Origin of the sequence: Candidatus Desulforudis audaxviator MP104C (genome assembly GCF_000018425.1) — a bacterium.
Lineage (GTDB): Bacteria > Bacillota > Desulfotomaculia > Desulfotomaculales > Desulforudaceae > Desulforudis > Desulforudis audaxviator.
In genome coordinates, this window is record NC_010424.1 from 1,818,049 (window position 1) to 1,834,598 (window position 16,550).

The window sequence follows — 16,550 nt, forward strand, 5'->3', positions numbered from 1 at the left end:
TTCCCGGTTCACGATTTGTCAGCTCTTTCTCACCCGATTCAATGGCCGGCTCCTCCGGCAAGGTCCTCTGTTTTCAGTAAGGCTTTGATCTGATCGGCCGCCTGCCTTCCCACTGCTTCCCCTGCCTGGATGCACTCCCTGACCCGGTGAAACTCGTACCACCTCACGTCTTCCACCGCCGGCCTTAACAGCCAGCGGCGCACGGAGGGAGTCACCCGCGGGGAAGTGTTGACATAGCGGTCATACAGGTCCAGTGAGCGGCTGACAATGTTGACACTCTCGGGCAGCACCGGCTTCAGGAAACGCCAGAAACCCGGTGCGCCCGTCAGGCGATACGCTTTCTTGGAAGGCATCTCCTTCCAGCACTTCCATGCCTGCACCAGGACATCAGTCCGGTCCACCGGTGAGCAAACATCTACGGCCACCACCACCGCCGCCCCCGCTTCTGCGGCTGCTGCCAGCGGCACCGGCGAGGTTACCGACCCATCCACCAGTATCCGCCGACCTGACTTGACCGGGCAAAAGATGCCCGGCACCGCGGTGCTGGCCCGTAAGGCCCGGGCCACCGGCCCGGAATTGATGCGCACCTCCTCTCCGGTGGCAATGTCGGCGGCAACCACGATTAAGGTTTTTTCCAGTTGATTAAACTCTCTACCCATGGTCAAAGCGTCAAAATACTTTTCCAACCGGTTGCCGGCAATCACCCCTTGGCGGGGTATAGTCGGGTCTGCCAGGCTAACCAACCGCCGCCATCGGATCTGGAGGGCCATATCTATCAATTCATCGATCCGGTATCCCGAGGCATAGGCGGCACCCACTACTGCTCCCATACTGGTCCCGGCGATAACGTCAATAGGGATGTTCGCCTCCCGGAAAGCCTTGAGCACCCCCAGGTGGGCATAACCCCTGGCGCCGCCGCCCCCTAGGGCCAGGCCGATTCGCGGCCTTTCTTCAACCGTTCGCCTTTCCTCCATATTTCAACGACCTCCAGCGTCTACATCTCACTCAGCATTTGCTCCATTTGGTTCATCAGTCTCATATTCATAGCTGCCAATGTTTCCTGTTCCGGTCGCCGGACCTTTTCCAGCGTCCACGGAGCAGCGATTTGCATGAAGATTTTACTGCGGCGCGGGAAGACGGCACCTACCGGCAGTGCCGTTCTGGTTCCCTTGATCGCCACCGGCAGCACCGGCGCCCCTGTCTTCAGGGCAAGATACGCCCATCCTGTTTGGAATGGACAAAGCTTGTCCGTTTGACAAACCCGGCCCTCAGGGAAAAGCCCGAGGGTACCCCCTCCCTGCAATACCCGTAAGGCTGCCCTCATTCCCGCCAACTCGCTCCTCTCGTTTTGCACCTGGATGGCGCCGATAGCACGCAAAAACGCTCCCACTACCGGCAACCTGAACAAGTAGGCTGCGGAGAGAAACGTGATCCGCCGCGGCCAAAAAGCCGCCAAGAGGAAGCCGTCCAAAAGACTGGTGTGGTTGGCCACCACAATCACCGGGCCTGTGCGGGGGATGTTTTCTTGCCCGGCAATTGCCGGTTTCCCCAAAAACCACAAAAAGTACTTAGAAATCAACTTAGCCAACGTGTAGGTCATCAGGCCATTTCTCACCCGTAAGCAAACCCCAATTTCCCCAACATCCCCGTTTTCCCAACTATAATACGTATGCCGGATTGATGTCAAGATGCCTAACATGCGGTGTGATAAGGAAGTTCTACAATCGGGAGATTAAAGCTGCGGCAGCCTGAAAACCGAGGTTTTGAAGTGTCCACGGAACCGGAGCAACTCCGGCTGCGGGTATCCTGCGATTCTGCAGGGGAGGTGCTTTATATTTTTCCTTCCCTCCGGGCCGGGCTTGGTTGTTGGTAGATTAGCAGCAAATTATTCCGGTTCGAGTATTTGCAGGAACACCTCTACCACCCGGGGGTCGAAGTGCCGGCCGGCCTGCTCCCGCAAGTAGGCCAGCGCCTTCTCTTTCGGCCAGGCGGGGCGGTAGGGGCGATCGCTGGTCAGGGCGTCGTAGGCGTCCACCACCGCGAAGATCCGCGCCGCCAAGGGGATCTCCTCGCCCTTCAGGCCGCGCGGGTATCCCGTGCCGTCCCATTTCTCGTGGTGGCAGTAGGGGATGTCCAGGGCCGGGCGCAGGTAGTCAATGCGCGAGAGCATCTGGTAGGCGTACACCGGGTGCCGGCGCATGATCTCCCATTCTTCGTCCGTCAGCGAGCCGGGCTTGAGGAGGATGGCGTCCGGAATGCCCATCTTGCCAATGTCGTGCAAAAGCGCCCCGCGCCGGATATGGGCCAGCTCTTCGGCGGTAAGGCCCATCTCCCGGGCGATGCGCAGCGTCATCTCGGTGACGCGCCGGCTGTGGCCCTCGGTCTCTTCATCCTTCAGGTCGAGGGCGTACGCCCAGCCCTCGAGGGTGAGGTCGTAGGCCTGGGTCAGCTCAACGTTGGCGCGCTCCAGCCGGTGGAAGAGTTCCGCGTCGTCGATGGCCACGGCCGCCTGGCCGGCCAGGGTCTCCAGGAATTCCAGCCATTCCCCATCGGGCACGGCAGGTTTGCGACGGAAGACCTCCAGCACGCCCTGGACGTGACCCTTGGCAATGAGGGGCACGGCGTAGTAGGCGGCGAAACCTTCCCCGGCGAGAAGGTGCCCCTGGGCCGGATCCGGTTCGGCTTCGCGAAGGTCGGGGAGGAAAAGCGCGCGCCGCTCCAGAGCCGCCCGGCCGGCGTAGCCCTCGTTCAAGCGCAAGCTCAGGTGCTCCGGACTTACGGCGTGAAAACCCCGCCAGGCCTCGTAGCGCAGCGTCCCGGTGTAGGGGTCGCGGCGCAAAATGGCGGCGGCGTCCACGCCCAGTTGGCCGGTGACCTCGTCCAGGATGACCCTGAAGGTGACGCGCAGGTCGAGGCTGCCGGTGATGGCCATATCGATGTTGCGCAGGGCCTGTGTCTGGCGCAGGCGGCGCGCGGCCTCTTCGTACAGCTGCATGCGGCGCAGGGCGTTGCCGACCATCTCGCCGACGGCGGTTAAAAGGTGCATCTCGGCCGGGGTGAAGGTCCGGGCCCCCGGCTCCCGGCGGCTGGCGACGGCCAGCACGCCCAACAGTTCCTCCTCCGATTTCAGCGGCACGAAGGCCGCCGGGCCGATTTCCTTTTCCGCGCCGCCCTCCAGGGGAAGAGCCCGGGCCTCGGCGCCGTAGTCTTCGCTCACGTAGGGCTTTCCGGTATCCAGCACGAGGCCGCACAGTCCCCGGTCCGCCGGGAAGGTCCGGCCGGTGCTGTCCTCCCAAAGTCCCGCGCCCAAGGTGATAATAAAGCGCGTCCGGTCCGGCGAGACGAGGGTGACGGCAGCGGCGGCGGCCCGGAGCAAGCGGCGGACATTGTCCAGCACAATGGGCAATAGGTCGGCGCTGCTTTTGGCGGCGCGTATGTGGGTGGAGAGTTCGTACAGGGCGGCCAGTTCGGCGTGGCGGGCGCGGATTTCTTCTTCATTTTCCCTGCGCGCGGTGATGTCCAGTATGGTGCCGATCATTCTGACCGGATTCCCTTTTTCATCGCGCTCAATTTTGCCCGCCTGATAAACCCACCGCTCTTCTCCGTCGCTTTTCCGGATTATTTTGTATTCCTGCCGGAACTGCGCACCTTTTTCCAGGGCTTCTTCGCGTGCCCGGAGTACATGTTCCCGCCAGTCCGGGTGGATAACGGCAGACCATTCTTCCAGGGAATGCTCGTCTTTCCGGTTGATTCCCAAAATATCGGCCAGCACGGCCGAGCTTTTCCAGGTGCCCGCGGGGATATCCAAAACATAGTTTCCTATCCCGGCCAACTCCTGGGATTCCCGCAACAACCTTTCGCTTTCTCTGAGTGTCTCCTCCGCCCGCACCTGTCCGGTAATGTCGCGAACAATGCCTAAGAGCAACCCGCTTTCGAGCTTGGTGACCCTGGCTTCGGTGATTATTAAGGTTCCGTCTTTGCGCCGAAACTTGCGCTTGAAAGAAAGGGGTTTTCCCAGCGCCTGGTCGATCCGTAAGGGCTCGACCGCCAGGTCTTCAGGCGAAATCAGGTCTTGCAGGTTTTTCGTGAGCATTTCCGCGCGGTCATACCCCAGCACGGCGCAAGCGGCCGGGTTGCAGTCCCGGATGCGCCCCCGGGCATCGACCAGGAAGATGACGTCGGTGGCCCGCTCGAAGAGGCCGCGGTAGCGGTTCTCGCTTTTCTTTAGCGCACCCCGGTCTCGCAGCTTATTAATTCCCAGGGACAAAGTATTGGCCAACCGACCAAGCAAGTCTACTTCGTCTGAGTCAAAAGCATCCGGCTCCGCGGCGTAGATATTCAGCGCGCCGAACGTTCCTTTTTCGTCGGCAAGCGGCAGCGCGATGGAGGAGGCATAGCCGCGCCTCGTAGCTTCGCTGCGCCAGGGAACATAGGCTGGGTCCGCAAGCATGTTCCGGCAAACTACTGGCTGGCCGCTTGAAATGGCGGTGCCGGTAGGGCCTCGCCCTGTTTCGGCATCGTCCCAGGTTACGGAAATGGCCTCCAGGTACCCCGCTTCGAACCCGGCCTGGGCCACCGGGAGCACCCTTTTCCCCGGCTCCTCCTCGGCAAAGCCTACCCAGGCCATCCGGTAACCCCCCTCCTCCACAAGAAGACGGCAGATTTCTTCCGTGAGCGCACCTTCCTCCTCCGCCAGGGCAATGGCCTCGTTACACCTGCTGAGCATTCGGAAGGAACGCGCTGCCCTTTGTTTTTCTTTCTCCTTTTCCTTAAGCGCGGTAATGTCGGTCCAGGCGCCGACAATTTCTTGCCCCTGCCCGTCCCGGGCGGCGGCGTCGCTCACCATTCTCAGCTCATCGCGCACCCAGAGCACCCGGCCATCCTTGTGGAAGAAGCGGTATTCGTGCGCGAGCGAACCCGCTTCCAACAAAAGGGACTGGTTGGCCAGGACCCGCTCCCGGTCTTCCGGGTGCAAATGGGCGGCCCACCAGCCGGGCTGCAGGGCTTCCTCCGGCGGGTAGCCCAGGAGCGGCCGGATGTTCTCACTCACCCAGACCGGCCGCGCCGCCCCGCCTTCCACCTTCAGGGCGTAGATGACGGTGGGGCTGGCGGCGAGGTAGTGCTGCAGGCGCTCCGCCAGTCCCCGCTCCCGAGCTTGGGCCGCCAAACGCGCCCCGTGGGCCTCTTCCAGCGCCCGAAGCCGGCGTTGCAGGACAAAGTACAAAAGCACGGCCGTGACGGCGACAAAGGCCCAGCCCTTGTAGGTTTCCAGGCGAACAAGCCAGGCCAGGTCAGTCACCAGCCAGGCCAGCAGCCAGTCGGAGAAAAAAATCCAGGCGCCGGCGAAGAGCGTGTAGAGCAGGGCCATCCGGAAGGCCGCAACTTCCCCTTGGGTCTTCAAGAACCGCACTTCGCTCCCTCCTTCTCCCGGTGGAAGGCAAACTTTTTATCGGAAAAGAGGCGGAGGCAGGCTTCAACCACCTCCGGGCGGTAAAAAGCGCGCGCCTCGGCCGCCAGCACGGTGTAGACGAGCACCGGCACGGCGCGCGTCACCGCTTCGGCTTTCAGCCGGCGGCAAAGCTGAAAGCCGTCCAGCATCGGCGGCAGTACCTCCAGGATGATGAGATCGGGGGGGTTTTGCGCGCGCCCGGGCCAAAAGCTCCGCCCCGTCTTCCACAAACACAAAATTCAAATTGGCCCTTGAGGATGTGCTCCAGCGTGCGCTGCGTGATCGGGTCGCGCTCGCCGACAAGTAGACGGGGTAACTGGGTCGGCACAAGGCACCTCAATATCCAAAAGTCTTTAGTCCGGCAACCGTGCGGGTTGTTAAGTGCTCAAATTCGTGGAGTGGCAAAAGCCTTGCTCATAACTGCAAAAACTCATAAATTTTATGCGCTTTCGACGCGCATCACCATACGTCCTGCCTGTGATCACAGTGACTTCCTCCAGTCCCCTGAAGGGGACGGGCTTCCCGCCTGGGCGAATGGAACCCTTGGCGCGGTTACAGTGGTAAGCGCCCCCTTTTAACCCGTTGCCGGAGGGGCTCCCACAGGCGACCGTCACACCGTCGCAACTACTCCAGGTACACCGGCTCACGCCGATGCCCTTGGAGATACTTTTACAAACCTGTTCAACCTTTTATTCCACCGATACACTTCCGGCGGCTTGAGCGGGAAAGGCTGCTCTATACCACAGTGCCCGAACAGGTAATTCTTCATGATGCCGTTAACACCGTTTAAATCGGCGTGCATCGTCGCACGGCACTTCTTGCAGCACCAAAGGCCCCGGTGGACCCGGTAAGATTTGTTCCTCGTCCCGCAATGACTGCACGTCTGAGAGCTGTATCTCTCGCTCGCTTTGTCCGGATATACCTGCCTGAGCAGGGACTTGTACGCGTGCTGCTGCTCGATTTGAGCGTAAGGTAACTGGTTAATCTTCTGGCTGGCTTTTTTGTCCTTGTCGCCGGACCTGGACTTCCGCCTGATGTCGGTTAAGTCACCTAGGACAGAGAAGGTTATGTCTTCCGCCTGATCCAGTCCGGCCATCAGTTTGGTCAAGGCGTTGGTCAACTGGTTAATCCGGCGCTCCAATTTCTTAAGGGCTTTGCGCTTGGCGCTTAAAAGAGCTTTCCACCTGCGGGAACGTTCCTTGCACCGGGACATCTTCTGCTGGAACTCGGCGATTACTTTGTTCCGGTACTGGATTAAAGAGAGCAGTTCCCGGCAGACGAGTAACTGCTGGCTGCCTTCGGTGGAACCCCTGGCGACCAGGGCGGCGTTTAAATCGTAGGCCGACACCTTGCCGGCCAGCACCATCGGCACCACGCCGAAGTCCCAGGTGACGTGCATCTCTAAACCAACCACTTTCCCCTTGCGGTAAACCGCTTTCACCTTGACCTCGACAGGCGTCCCCTTCAAAACTGTGCCGTCGGGCAATTCCAGGGTGTCAAAGCCCTCGGGAAGTGACACTCCGATGTCGTCCAGCTTGCGGGAGAGCTTCAGGGTCAAAAGGCCTTCCCGGCACTCGAAGCCCTGCCGCTTCCAGGTTATAGTGCGCAAGGTAGCTTTGGGCTTGAATCCGGGCGGGCGCATCTCGTCGCGTCCGTTGTCTTTATGTTTGACGTAGGAGCGCACCGCCTCGAAATACTCTTCCACCACAGACTGGGAACTCTGGGAGTGGAGCCGTTTCCAGGACTCGTAGCCCTTGAACTTTTCCTTCATCTCGCTTTCAGTCGGGTACTTTGTGCCGTTTTTGCGGGCTTCCCGGCTCTCCCACACGCAGGAGTTCCACAGCTTCGTCCCAGCAAGCATGGGTATCTCAAAGACGGGCAGCCATTTATCCAGCGGAAGCGGCGCTACCCTGGTCAGGTACAGCCGGTTTTCCTGCTTCTTGCCTTTTTTCTTTGCCCAGCCTACTGTTCTCACCTCCTACTCGTCCTGGCACTCTTCGATGTAGCGTTTGATGGTCTCAGCGGATACAGTGCCGGCTGTGCCGACATAGTAAGTGCGCGTCCACAGTCCTTTTCCTGTCTGTTTGCTCAACTCGGGGAATTTTTGGCGCAAATACCGGGACGTGTAGCCCTTGAACGTGTTGACCAGTTCAGAGGGCGCGTACCTGGGCGGCGCGGACACAAACAGGTGCACATGGTCGGGCTGCACGGACAGGTCCAGTATCTCGACTTCCCGGTCTTTGCAGACTTTCCGCAGCAACTGCTCGAATTCTTCCGCTACTTTTCCAACTAAAATCCTTCTCCGGTACTTGGGTATCCAAACAAAGTGGTAGTTGATGTTGTAGTGTGCATACCTGGTTTTCTTTGTTTCCATGGTAAGCTAAGTATACCAAAATTTTTGCCGGGAAACAAGCGTTCCCGGCAAAAAGCTGCTTTCCTCCCGCCCCCTGAAGGGGGCGGGTCTTCCCGCAGCGATTTTATAATGATTTCGGGCAGGCAACGGAAATGCTCCCGCAGCGCGGCCAGCCAGACAATGGAATGAGACTGCCGTTTGTGTTGGTAGAGCTGTCCCGGTCATGCTGGAAGGAATGGTTCCAGTGGCTTGCCCCACTCTGTTTCGACCCGGTGCCGGATATTTTCCGCCGACGGCCGGGATCACTTCACTTTTTGCAGGACCGGCAGTTCCCTGATCCCGGCGTAAATCCCGGGCGCTTCCGGGTTCAGTTTCCCGGCTTCGGCCAGGAACGCGCCCGCTTGCTCCGTGTCCCCCTGCGCCTCGGCCACCACGGCCTGCCAGACCAGGATCTCACCCCGGGCGGTTTCATCTTCTTCGGTGCCGGCGGCCGCTTCGAAGGCGGCGGCGGCGGCCTCGAACTCGCCCAGGAAATAATGGGCGGCGCCGAGCGGGAACTGCATGGCGCCGGTCACCCCCAGTTGAGGTCCCGACCAGAGACGTTTTTCGGTGTCGGAGAGCCCGGCCATGACCGCCTCCATCCGTGCCGGCACGGCCAGGACGGCCTCGAAGTACTCTCGGGCCGCTTCCGGGTCGTCCCCTTGAATCTCCCCGTAGCCGGCCGTGAAATAGGTGCGCACCAGAGCCTCGTAGCGGCCCACGGCCAGTGGGGCTTTGGTCACCGCCTCCTCGGCGCCGGCCGCAGCGGCTTCGTAGTCGCCCCGGGCGCTCAGGAGGTGCGCCCGGAATTCGTGGTAGGCCGGGTTGTACCGGCTCTTGTTGACGGCCCGCTCGATCTCCGCCAGCGCGGCGTCCTGGTCGCCGCGGGCCTGGTAGATCTGGGCAAGCAGGTAGTTGTAATCGCCGTTGAACGGGTTGTAGGCCGCCGCAAGCTGCACGGCCCCGAGTCCTTCCTTCAACTGCCCCTGCTGCAGAAGCGCCGCGCCCTGGGCCGCCTTCGCGGAAGCAGCGGACAGGACCAGCACGCCGCAGACAAGCAGCCCGGCGCAGATGCCTACGGCGGTCAGCCGGTTGTAGTCCGGCGGTACGTAGGACGACAGTTTACGCTTCTTCCGGCGCACCGCCTCCACCGCCGCCGCGGCGGTTCGTGCTTCCCGCTCCAGGCCTACCAGCGCCCCGAACAGGACCCAGACCACCAGCGCCAGGGCCCCGAGCGAGAAGTTGAAGTCGAGCGCCGAGTGAATGCCGACGGCCAGGCAGGCCAGCACCATCGTCCAGACCAGGGTGCGCCGCCCGGGGTCTTTGGCGCTTTTCAGGTACAGACGGTAGGCCGTCCAGAGAAAAACCCCCCAGATCGCCGCAAACAGGAACATCCCAAGGATACCGGTCTCCACGCCCACCTGCAGGTAGTGGCCGTGCACCTGCCGGCTGGTGAACAGGTAGGGCAGAAAGGCCTGATAGGCCTCCGCCCAGCCGCCGCCTCCCCAGCCGGTGAGGGGCCTCGCCAGCACCATTTCCCAGGCGGTGGCGATGAAGTAAACACGGTGTTCCAGGTTATGCCACTTGACCATAGCCTGGAACCTTTCCCAGTTGACCAGGATGAAAACGGCCGCGCCCGCCAGGCCCAGGGCCAGCCCGCCCAGGGCCGCGGCCGGACCGCGCTGCTCGACCCACGCCCGCAGGGAAGACCGGTATAGCCGCCCCCACAGGAGCTGCCCCAAGGCGACCAGGAACAGCCCCAGGAGTACCCAGAGCCAGGCCGGCTCAAGCCGTCCGTCCGCAACGGCGGCCAGGAAACGGTTAATAGCCAGGAGGGCCGGCACAGCCACCAGCAGTAGATGGACCGCCACCGGAAAGCGCCGTTCGGCAGGCAGCCCGAACACAAATAGCGGCAACAGCAGGCCGAAGACGATGAAGCCGCCCTGGGATTTCGTCCCGAAGAATACGGCCATGAGCAAAAAGTTACCAAGGGCGTAGTAGTAGGGGTAGGGGTCGAAATTCTTAAGCCATTGCGGCACGCCCATCTGGATGAAGGGGTTTTGTCCCTCTGGGGGCGGTTCCACCACCCGGCGCTGCCACAGGTAGAACCCCAGGAAGAGCACGGCCATGAGGTAGTTCGCCAGGGCGTTCGGGTACTGGAAAGTGGAGTAGATGCGCCCCCCCAGGAAGCCGTCCCGGATTTCAATGATGCCGGTGGCGGTGGCCAGTCCGGCCAAGGCCACGCCGGCGGCGCTCAGGTAGATGACGTGGAATACCCGGTGCAGGTCGTCGGCGGAGCTGATCACCCGAGCCGCGATCCAGAAGGCCAGGAAGTACAGGACAGCCCTGACGATCTCGTCCACGGCCATTCCGGTGTTCACCGCGAAGAAGGCGCTGAAGAGGTAGAGCGCCGGCAGGACCGGCATGAGGTAGTCCAGGGGGTGTTCAAACATCCGGTTCTCATGGGTGGCGACTTTCCCGACCCAGACAAAAAAGAACAGCACCGCGGCCAGGGCCACAGCCCAGTACTGTTCCGCAGCAAAGAAAAGGCCCCGCAGATAGGGACTCGCAAAGAGGATGGTCATCAGGCCCCAGAAGGCGAAGGTGAAGGAAAACGGCTGGGCGGTCCGGGTGACAGCGGCGAGGGGAACGGTCGTGGTTCTGGCGCCTGCTCTGGTCATATAGGCTTCTAACGCTCCTTTGTTGGTCAACTGTCGTAAGTGTGAGACACTTGCGCCCGGCAGTGGGGCCTGAAAGAACGGCTCTATACCGCCACCGCTGTGGTAAAGGCTTGTGTCACATCACCAGTTTACGGCGGAAAACCCCGCAAAGTCAACATTTTCCGACCTGGAAAGAAAAAGGGAAAGAAAAAGGGAAAGAAAAAGGGAAAGAAAAAGGGGCCAGGCCCCTTTTTCTCGCCCCGGAGGCACAGGCGGTTATATTATAATAAAAATTGACAGGCTAACGGGTGCGGGGGGATCGTGTTGTTCGTTGGACTGCGCCGGCGCTACCGGATGGTGAAGCGCTACCGTGAGATCGCCCGGATCCTAACCAGGCACGGGTTCGATTACCTGCTCCACCAGTTGGGGCTGGCCGACCTGATCGCCCTCCCGCGCCGCACCATCGGCCGCCGCCCCCGCGAGGTCATGAAGCGCTCCTCCCCCGAGCGGCTGCGCCTGGTGCTCGAAGAGCTGGGGGCGACCTTCATCAAGCTGGGCCAGCTCTTGTCCACCCGGGCCGACCTCCTTTCCGCGGAGTACATCGAACAGCTGGAACGGCTGCAGGACGACGTGCCCCCGATTCCAGCCGCCGAAGTCCGGCGCGTCGTGGAACGGGAACTGGGCCAACCCCTGGAGGCGCTTTACGCCCGCTTCGACCCCGAGCCCCTGGCGGCCGCCTCCATCGCCCAGGTCCACCGGGCAGCCATGCACGACGGCACCGACGTGGTAGTCAAGGTGCAGCGCCCGGGAGTGAAGGAACAGATCCACCTGGACCTCCTGATCATGCTCGATTTTGCCCGCCTAGCCGACCGGCACACCCCCTGGGGCCGGATGTATAACTTCACCAACATGGCCGAGGAGTTCCGGGAAGCGATCGCCGAGGAGACCGACTTCCGGGCCGAGGCCCGGCACGCCGACGCCATCCGCCGCAACCTGGAGGGCGACCCGCGGGTGTTGGTGCCCCGGGTCCAGTGGAGCCACACCTCCGAGCGGGTGCTGACCCTGGAGTACGTGGAGGGTATCAAACTCTCGAACCTGGAGGCGCTGGAAGCGGCGGGGATGGACCGCAAGCGGCTGGCCCGGGTGCTGGCGGACGTGCTCCTGAAGCAGATGCTGGTGGACGGCATCTTTCACGCCGACCCCCATCCCGGGAACATCTCGGTCCTGCCGGGGGAACGGCTCGCGCTGATCGACTTCGGGATCATCGGGCGCTTAAGTCCGGAGAACCGGGACAACCTGGGGCAGATCATGCTGGGGATGATCCGGAGGAACGCGGACATGGTGGTGCGAAGCGTACTGCGCTCGGGCGCCGTGCCCGACACCGTGGATTTGAACCTGCTGCGCCGCGACATCGAGCGGCTGCAGCAAAAATACTACGACGTCCCGGTGAACCAGATCAACGTGTCCGAATCCATGCAGGACTTTCTGGTGCTGGCCTACCGGCACCGGGTGCGCCTGCCCAATGAGCTGACCATGCTGATCAAGTCGATCATCACGGCCGACGGCCTGGTCCGGCAGTTGGACCCCGAAATCAGCGTGGTCGACGTGGCTCGGCCCCTGGGCAAGCGCCTGCTGGCCGAGCGCTACAGCATCAAGCGCCTGCGGCGCCTCTGGGGCGAGAGCCTCCCGGAGTACGCCCAAATCGCGTCCCGGGTGCCGTTCCAGCTGCACGACGTCCTGGAGCAGCTAGCCCGGGGCGAACTCCGGATCAAGCAGGACAACCCCGGCCTGGACCGGCTCGGAGGCCGGATTTCGGCCCTCGCCAACCGGCTGGTGCTCGCCGCGCTGGTGGGTATCCTTTTTTTGAGTTCTGCCCTCTTCGCCTACATGGACTACCGGTTCGCCGACTCCGTTTCGGCCGCCGACCTGACCTTCTTCTCCGGGCTGGTGCTCGGTGCCTGGCTCCTGTATAAGGTCCTGCGTTCCGGATGCCTGTAGCCGGTAATTCTGGCCGGCAACCTCAACGGCCGGGATTTGGTGCTCAGAAGTATTGGTATGATCTGTCTCGACCGTGTTACTTGAACGGTTGGCTGCGCGGAGGTGTATTTCGGAGGTTCTGGATTCGGTCGCGGGGGCTGATGATTGAGGTGATCCGCACGCCGAAGTTATCGTTCACGACCACCACTTCGCCCCAGGCCACGAGCGCCCCGTTCACCAGGATTTCCACCGGTTCGTCGGCCAGGTTGGACAACTCCATGATAAGCCATTTGCGATGTTCGGGAGAAAAGATAAATAGGCTGTTTTAGAGTTGCGGAAAAAACATTTTACCCCGGTCCAATCCGGATTTTATGCGGTTTGCAGGGATGGGTAACGGGCGGATCGGCAAAATTGACCCCAAGGGAGAAAAGCGGAGAAAAAGCGAAGGAGAATGAGAAATAAGAAGGGAAAACCCCCTTTTGTGGAGAATCCTTTTTGTAACCACCAAAAAAGAACCACGAAGGAGGTTTCCCTTATGGCCATTATACCACAACAGCGGCTTTTTGGGTGGCAGGAAATCGACGAACTCGGTGACTTGGAACGTTTTTTGCTTGTAGTGAACCACCTGCCCGATGAGCAGTTGATGCAAAAGCTGGAGAGAGAGCGTGGTAAGGGACGGGATGATTACCCGGTGCGGGCGGTTTGGAACTCCATCCTGGCCGGGATCGTATTTCAGCACGTGTCTGTGGAGAGCCTGCGGCGGGAACTCTGCCGGAACGGCCAGTTGCGGGAACTTTGCGGTTTTGATCCGGCCCGGGGCGAGGATGCCGTTCCGCCTTCTTACATATACAGCCGCATCTTGGTGAAACTGATGCGGCACGCCGACGAAGTGGAAAACATATTTACGCGGCTGGTGGATGAAATAAGAGTGCTGCTACCGGATTTCGGTCGAATTTTGGCCATAGACAGCAAAGCCGTCAGCAGTCTGGCCCGGGGCAAAAAGCGGGATGAAGAAGAGAAGGTCCAAAAGCCTGACGGGCGCCGGGACACCGATGCGGACTGGGGCCGGAAAACATACCGGGGGCGTAAGAAAGGCGGCACCCTATGGGAAAAAGTCGTGTGGTGGTTTGGCTACAAACTCCACCTTGTAGTTGACGCTGTTTATGAACTGCCGGTGGGATTTGCGGTGACAAAGGCGTCGGCCAGCGACGTGAAAGAGGGACATATACTCATTGATCGGGTGGCGAAAGAGCATCCGGAGATTGTGGCCCGCTGCGAGGCATTGGCGGCGGACAAAGCCTTTGACGACATCAAGCTAAACGTGAAACTCTGGGACGAATACCGGATCAAGCCCGTGATTGACATCCGCAACACGTGGCGGGACGGCGAGGAGACGTGGCTTGTAACCGGTAAGGAGAACATCGTTTACGATTACCGTGGAACGGTTTATTGTTGCTGCCCCGAGACAAACAAACGTCGCGAGATGGCCTTCGGGGGATTTGAGAAAGACCGGGAAACCTTGAAATACCGCTGTCCGGCCCGGCACTACGGAGTAGAGTGCCGGGGCATGGAACAATGTGCCGCAACCGGTGGGATACGTATTCCCCTGGTGGAAGACCGGCGGATCTTCACCCCGCTGGCGCGGTCCAGCTACAAGTGGAAAACACTCTACAAAAAGCGTACGGCGGTAGAAAGGGTAAATGCCCGCCTGGACGAGGCCTACGGATTTGAAAAGCATTTCATTCGGGGCTTGAAGAAGATGAAGCTGCGTTGCGGGTTGGCCCTGATGGTGATGCTGGCGATGGCCGTGGGCCGACTGCGACAAAAACAAGGAATAGACTTAAGGAGCCTGGTGAAGGCGGCCTGACGGGGCTCAACCGGAAAACAGATTACCTGCCAAGAGACGCCCAGAGTGGCGCTGGGGTAAGTTTGCCCTTTGGCAGAGCGGCATAGTCTATATACTCCATTTACCCCAATATTAGGTTGCTAACTGTGTTTTGTGGCTTGGGGAACAGCCGGTGCCGGGTGTGGGCGTTGCCTTGTCGGGACCAAAAATGCTTACAACGCAAAACGCTGATGATGGAACCCGGGGTAAGGCCGAGCACGTCCTTGATCGGTCGTTTGGACCGGCCGAGGATCACGGTCACCTTCAGCGGCAAATCGAGGATCAGGTCCAGCTTCTCGAGAGCAAGCTCCGAAAAGCCGGCGCCCGCATCCGGTGCGGTCCCCGGCGCTTCCTGGGACCATGCCGGCGCCGGTGCCGGGTCTGGTGCCGGAGTCGTTTTCGGGTACGGAACCTGGTAAACGGTCGCGGTTTGACCCGCGGGTTGCCGGGGCGGCGCGGCGGGCTCGGGCTTGGGCTCGGCGGCCGCGGCCGGTTCGGCTGAAGTATCCAACCCCCGCAGGAGCAGATCAGCCTCATTCCGGGCCGTATCCACGGTCATTATCTGAAAGATGCTGGTATCGATCAGGTCCCCTACCTGCATGTTAAAGGAAACTACCACCATGACCGCTTCGAATTCACCGACCACCTTTTCAGCATCAGCGTTAATCTGCAGCACCCTCGCCCGCGGCGGCGAAATGCTCACGGTACGCCCGACCAGCTGGGCCAGAGCGGTAGCCGATGTCCCGATCATCTGGTTCATCGCCTCGGAGGCGGCGCTGATCTCCATCTCTCCCAGTTCCGGCGGCGGGTTCTTGCCGTCGTTGCCCATCATCAGGTCGGCGACGACCGCCGCGTCCTTCACCTCGATCACCAGCAGAACGGAACCTTCCAGCCCCGCCGTAAACTTGACCTCAATCGCGAGGTAGGGCACGGTGAACTGTTTCAGAAGCTCCTCCCGCGGCTTGACCGTCACCACCGGACTGGTGATGCTAACCTTTTGGCCCAAAAGCGCCGAGAGGGTGGTGGCCGCTGATCCCATGCAGATGTTACCGATTTCGCCCAAGGTATCTTTCTCCACATCGGTCAGCTCACCCGCCGGGTCCTTCCGGACACCCTCCCTTTCCCCGGGGGCTTTCGCCCCTCCGGCCTTGAGCAGGGCGTCTATTTCCTCCTGGTCCAGGATCTTATCCAACAGCCCGGTCACCGCCTTCCACCAGGGAGGTCACCTGCACCGCCAGGTAGCGGCCCAGAACACCCGCCTGTGCCTTGAATTTCAGCTGGTCGCTCACGTAGAGGTCCAGATCCTGGGTCACCCGCCGCGACAGGGGCACTACGTCCCCCACCTGCAGCTGCAGCAAATCCTGAACCGTGATCTCGCTCTCCCCGACCACCGCGCTCAGTTCGACCGGCGCCCGCTCAATCCAGTACTCCATCCGCTTTCCCTCGGTACCGTCCGGCACCAGCGCGCCGTGCACATGCCGGTAAAACGAGGACAGGTGCATGAGCACCGGGTCCAGCATGATGTGCGGCAGGCAGATGTTGATCAGGCCCCGCGCCGTAGCGCCTACGACCGCGGTCAGGGTGATCACCGCCACGATTTCGCTCGGCGAAATGATCTGGTGCAGCCGCGGGTTGGTTTCGACGGATTCTATTTCGGGCTCCATCCGGTAAATGTCCTGCCAGGCTAGCTGGAAATTCTCCAGCAGTTTTTTGTTCAGCTTCCGGACCACGGACAACTCGATGTCGGTCAGTTCCCGGACCCTTTTGGGTGGTTCGCCCGGCCCTCCGAACAGGAGGTCGATGATCGGGAACAGGAACTGCGGGTTGGTTTCCATCACCGCCATTCCCTTCAGCGGCTTGAGGGTGATGATGGTCAGCACGGTCGGGATGGGCACGGAGCGCACGAAGTCGTCGAAGGTGAACTGGTCAACCGAGGCCACCCGGACCACAATCGTGGATCGGAGATAGCCGGACAGGAAGTTCGAAAGGATGCGTGCATATCCCTCGTGAACGGTCTGCAGGGTGCGAAGCTGCTCCTTGGAGAACTTGTTCGGCCGCCGGAAGTCGTACAGTTTGTACGGAGTCTGCAACTCCAGTTCCCGGAGGTCCTCCGCCTTGATATGGCCGGTGGCCACCGCCGACAACAGCGCGTCGATTTCCCCCTGGGTCAGGATTTCCTTCAAGTGA

12 protein-coding genes are annotated in these 16,550 nt (G+C 61.0%); 2 read left to right on the plus strand and 10 right to left on the minus strand.

Annotated features, from left to right (window positions below):
- Positions 1–38 precede the first annotated feature (38 nt).
- The 7 genes from DAUD_RS08730 to DAUD_RS08760 form a co-directional block, all read right to left on the minus strand.
- Positions 39–974 (minus strand): patatin-like phospholipase family protein, encoded by a 936-nt coding sequence (locus DAUD_RS08730; RefSeq protein ID WP_012302805.1) that lies wholly within the window; start codon positions 972–974, stop codon positions 39–41.
- 20 nt (positions 975–994) lie between these two features.
- A complete protein-coding gene (locus DAUD_RS08735) occupies positions 995–1,600 on the minus strand; it encodes a lysophospholipid acyltransferase family protein (RefSeq protein ID WP_012302806.1) in 606 nt (201 codons plus the stop codon).
- Between the two features lie 285 nt (positions 1,601–1,885).
- A complete protein-coding gene (locus DAUD_RS11670) occupies positions 1,886–5,410 on the minus strand; it encodes a GAF domain-containing protein (protein WP_049752603.1) in 3,525 nt (1,174 codons plus the stop codon).
- A complete protein-coding gene (locus DAUD_RS08745) occupies positions 5,398–5,598 on the minus strand; it encodes a response regulator (protein ID WP_041570910.1) in 201 nt (66 codons plus the stop codon). The genes DAUD_RS11670 and DAUD_RS08745 overlap by 13 nt, the downstream gene beginning before the upstream one ends.
- Before the next feature lie 494 nt (positions 5,599–6,092).
- On the minus strand, positions 6,093–7,424 hold the full coding sequence (locus DAUD_RS08750; RefSeq protein WP_012302808.1) for an RNA-guided endonuclease InsQ/TnpB family protein: 1,332 nt from the start codon (positions 7,422–7,424) through the stop codon (positions 6,093–6,095).
- Positions 7,425–7,427: 3 nt separating this feature from the next.
- Positions 7,428–7,823, minus strand: a complete 396-nt coding sequence (tnpA, locus tag DAUD_RS08755; RefSeq protein WP_012302809.1) for an IS200/IS605 family transposase — start codon at positions 7,821–7,823, stop codon at positions 7,428–7,430.
- Between the two features lie 281 nt (positions 7,824–8,104).
- Complete coding sequence (locus tag DAUD_RS08760; protein ID WP_012302810.1) at positions 8,105–10,522, minus strand: O-antigen ligase family protein; 2,418 nt, start codon at positions 10,520–10,522, stop codon at positions 8,105–8,107.
- 300 nt (positions 10,523–10,822) lie between these two features.
- Between DAUD_RS08760 and DAUD_RS08765 the strand changes: the two genes are divergently transcribed.
- A complete protein-coding gene (locus DAUD_RS08765; RefSeq protein ID WP_408609597.1) occupies positions 10,823–12,499 on the plus strand; it encodes an ABC1 kinase family protein in 1,677 nt (558 codons plus the stop codon).
- 76 nt (positions 12,500–12,575) lie between these two features.
- Here DAUD_RS08765 and DAUD_RS08770 read toward each other — a convergent pair whose 3' ends face one another.
- The gene (locus DAUD_RS08770) at positions 12,576–12,758 is read right to left on the minus strand and encodes a FliM/FliN family flagellar motor switch protein (RefSeq protein WP_041570911.1); all 183 of its coding nucleotides are present in this window, start codon (positions 12,756–12,758) and stop codon (positions 12,576–12,578) included.
- Positions 12,759–13,013: 255 nt separating this feature from the next.
- On the opposite strand from DAUD_RS08770, the gene DAUD_RS08775 reads away from it, so the two are divergent.
- Entirely contained in the window at positions 13,014–14,345 is a 1,332-nt protein-coding gene (locus tag DAUD_RS08775) for a transposase (RefSeq protein ID WP_012301317.1), read from the plus strand.
- Positions 14,346–14,445: 100 nt separating this feature from the next.
- On the opposite strand, the gene fliY is transcribed toward DAUD_RS08775, so the two are convergent.
- Both fliY and fliM read right to left on the minus strand, forming a co-directional pair.
- Positions 14,446–15,567, minus strand: a complete 1,122-nt coding sequence (fliY, locus tag DAUD_RS08780; protein WP_049752605.1) for a flagellar motor switch phosphatase FliY — start codon at positions 15,565–15,567, stop codon at positions 14,446–14,448.
- Entirely contained in the window at positions 15,548–16,546 is a 999-nt protein-coding gene (gene fliM, locus DAUD_RS08785; RefSeq protein ID WP_012302813.1) for a flagellar motor switch protein FliM, read from the minus strand. The genes fliY and fliM overlap by 20 nt, the downstream gene beginning before the upstream one ends.
- Between the last annotated feature and the right edge of the window lie 4 nt (positions 16,547–16,550).

Bases quoted from the DNA above. Each gene is read 5' to 3' on its own strand.
- DAUD_RS08730 (WP_012302805.1), bottom strand. From the start codon at position 974: ATGGAGGAAAGGCGAACGGTTGAAGAAAGGCCGCGAATCGGCCTGGCC.
- DAUD_RS08735 (WP_012302806.1), bottom strand. From the start codon at position 1,600: ATGACCTACACGTTGGCTAAGTTGATTTCTAAGTACTTTTTGTGGTTT.
- DAUD_RS08745 (WP_041570910.1), bottom strand. From the start codon at position 5,598: ATGCTGGACGGCTTTCAGCTTTGCCGCCGGCTGAAAGCCGAAGCGGTG.
- tnpA (WP_012302809.1), bottom strand. From the start codon at position 7,823: ATGGAAACAAAGAAAACCAGGTATGCACACTACAACATCAACTACCAC.
- DAUD_RS08760 (WP_012302810.1), bottom strand. From the start codon at position 10,522: ATGACCAGAGCAGGCGCCAGAACCACGACCGTTCCCCTCGCCGCTGTC.
- DAUD_RS08770 (WP_041570911.1), bottom strand. From the start codon at position 12,758: ATGGAGTTGTCCAACCTGGCCGACGAACCGGTGGAAATCCTGGTGAAC.
- DAUD_RS08775 (WP_012301317.1), top strand. From the start codon at position 13,014: ATGGCCATTATACCACAACAGCGGCTTTTTGGGTGGCAGGAAATCGAC.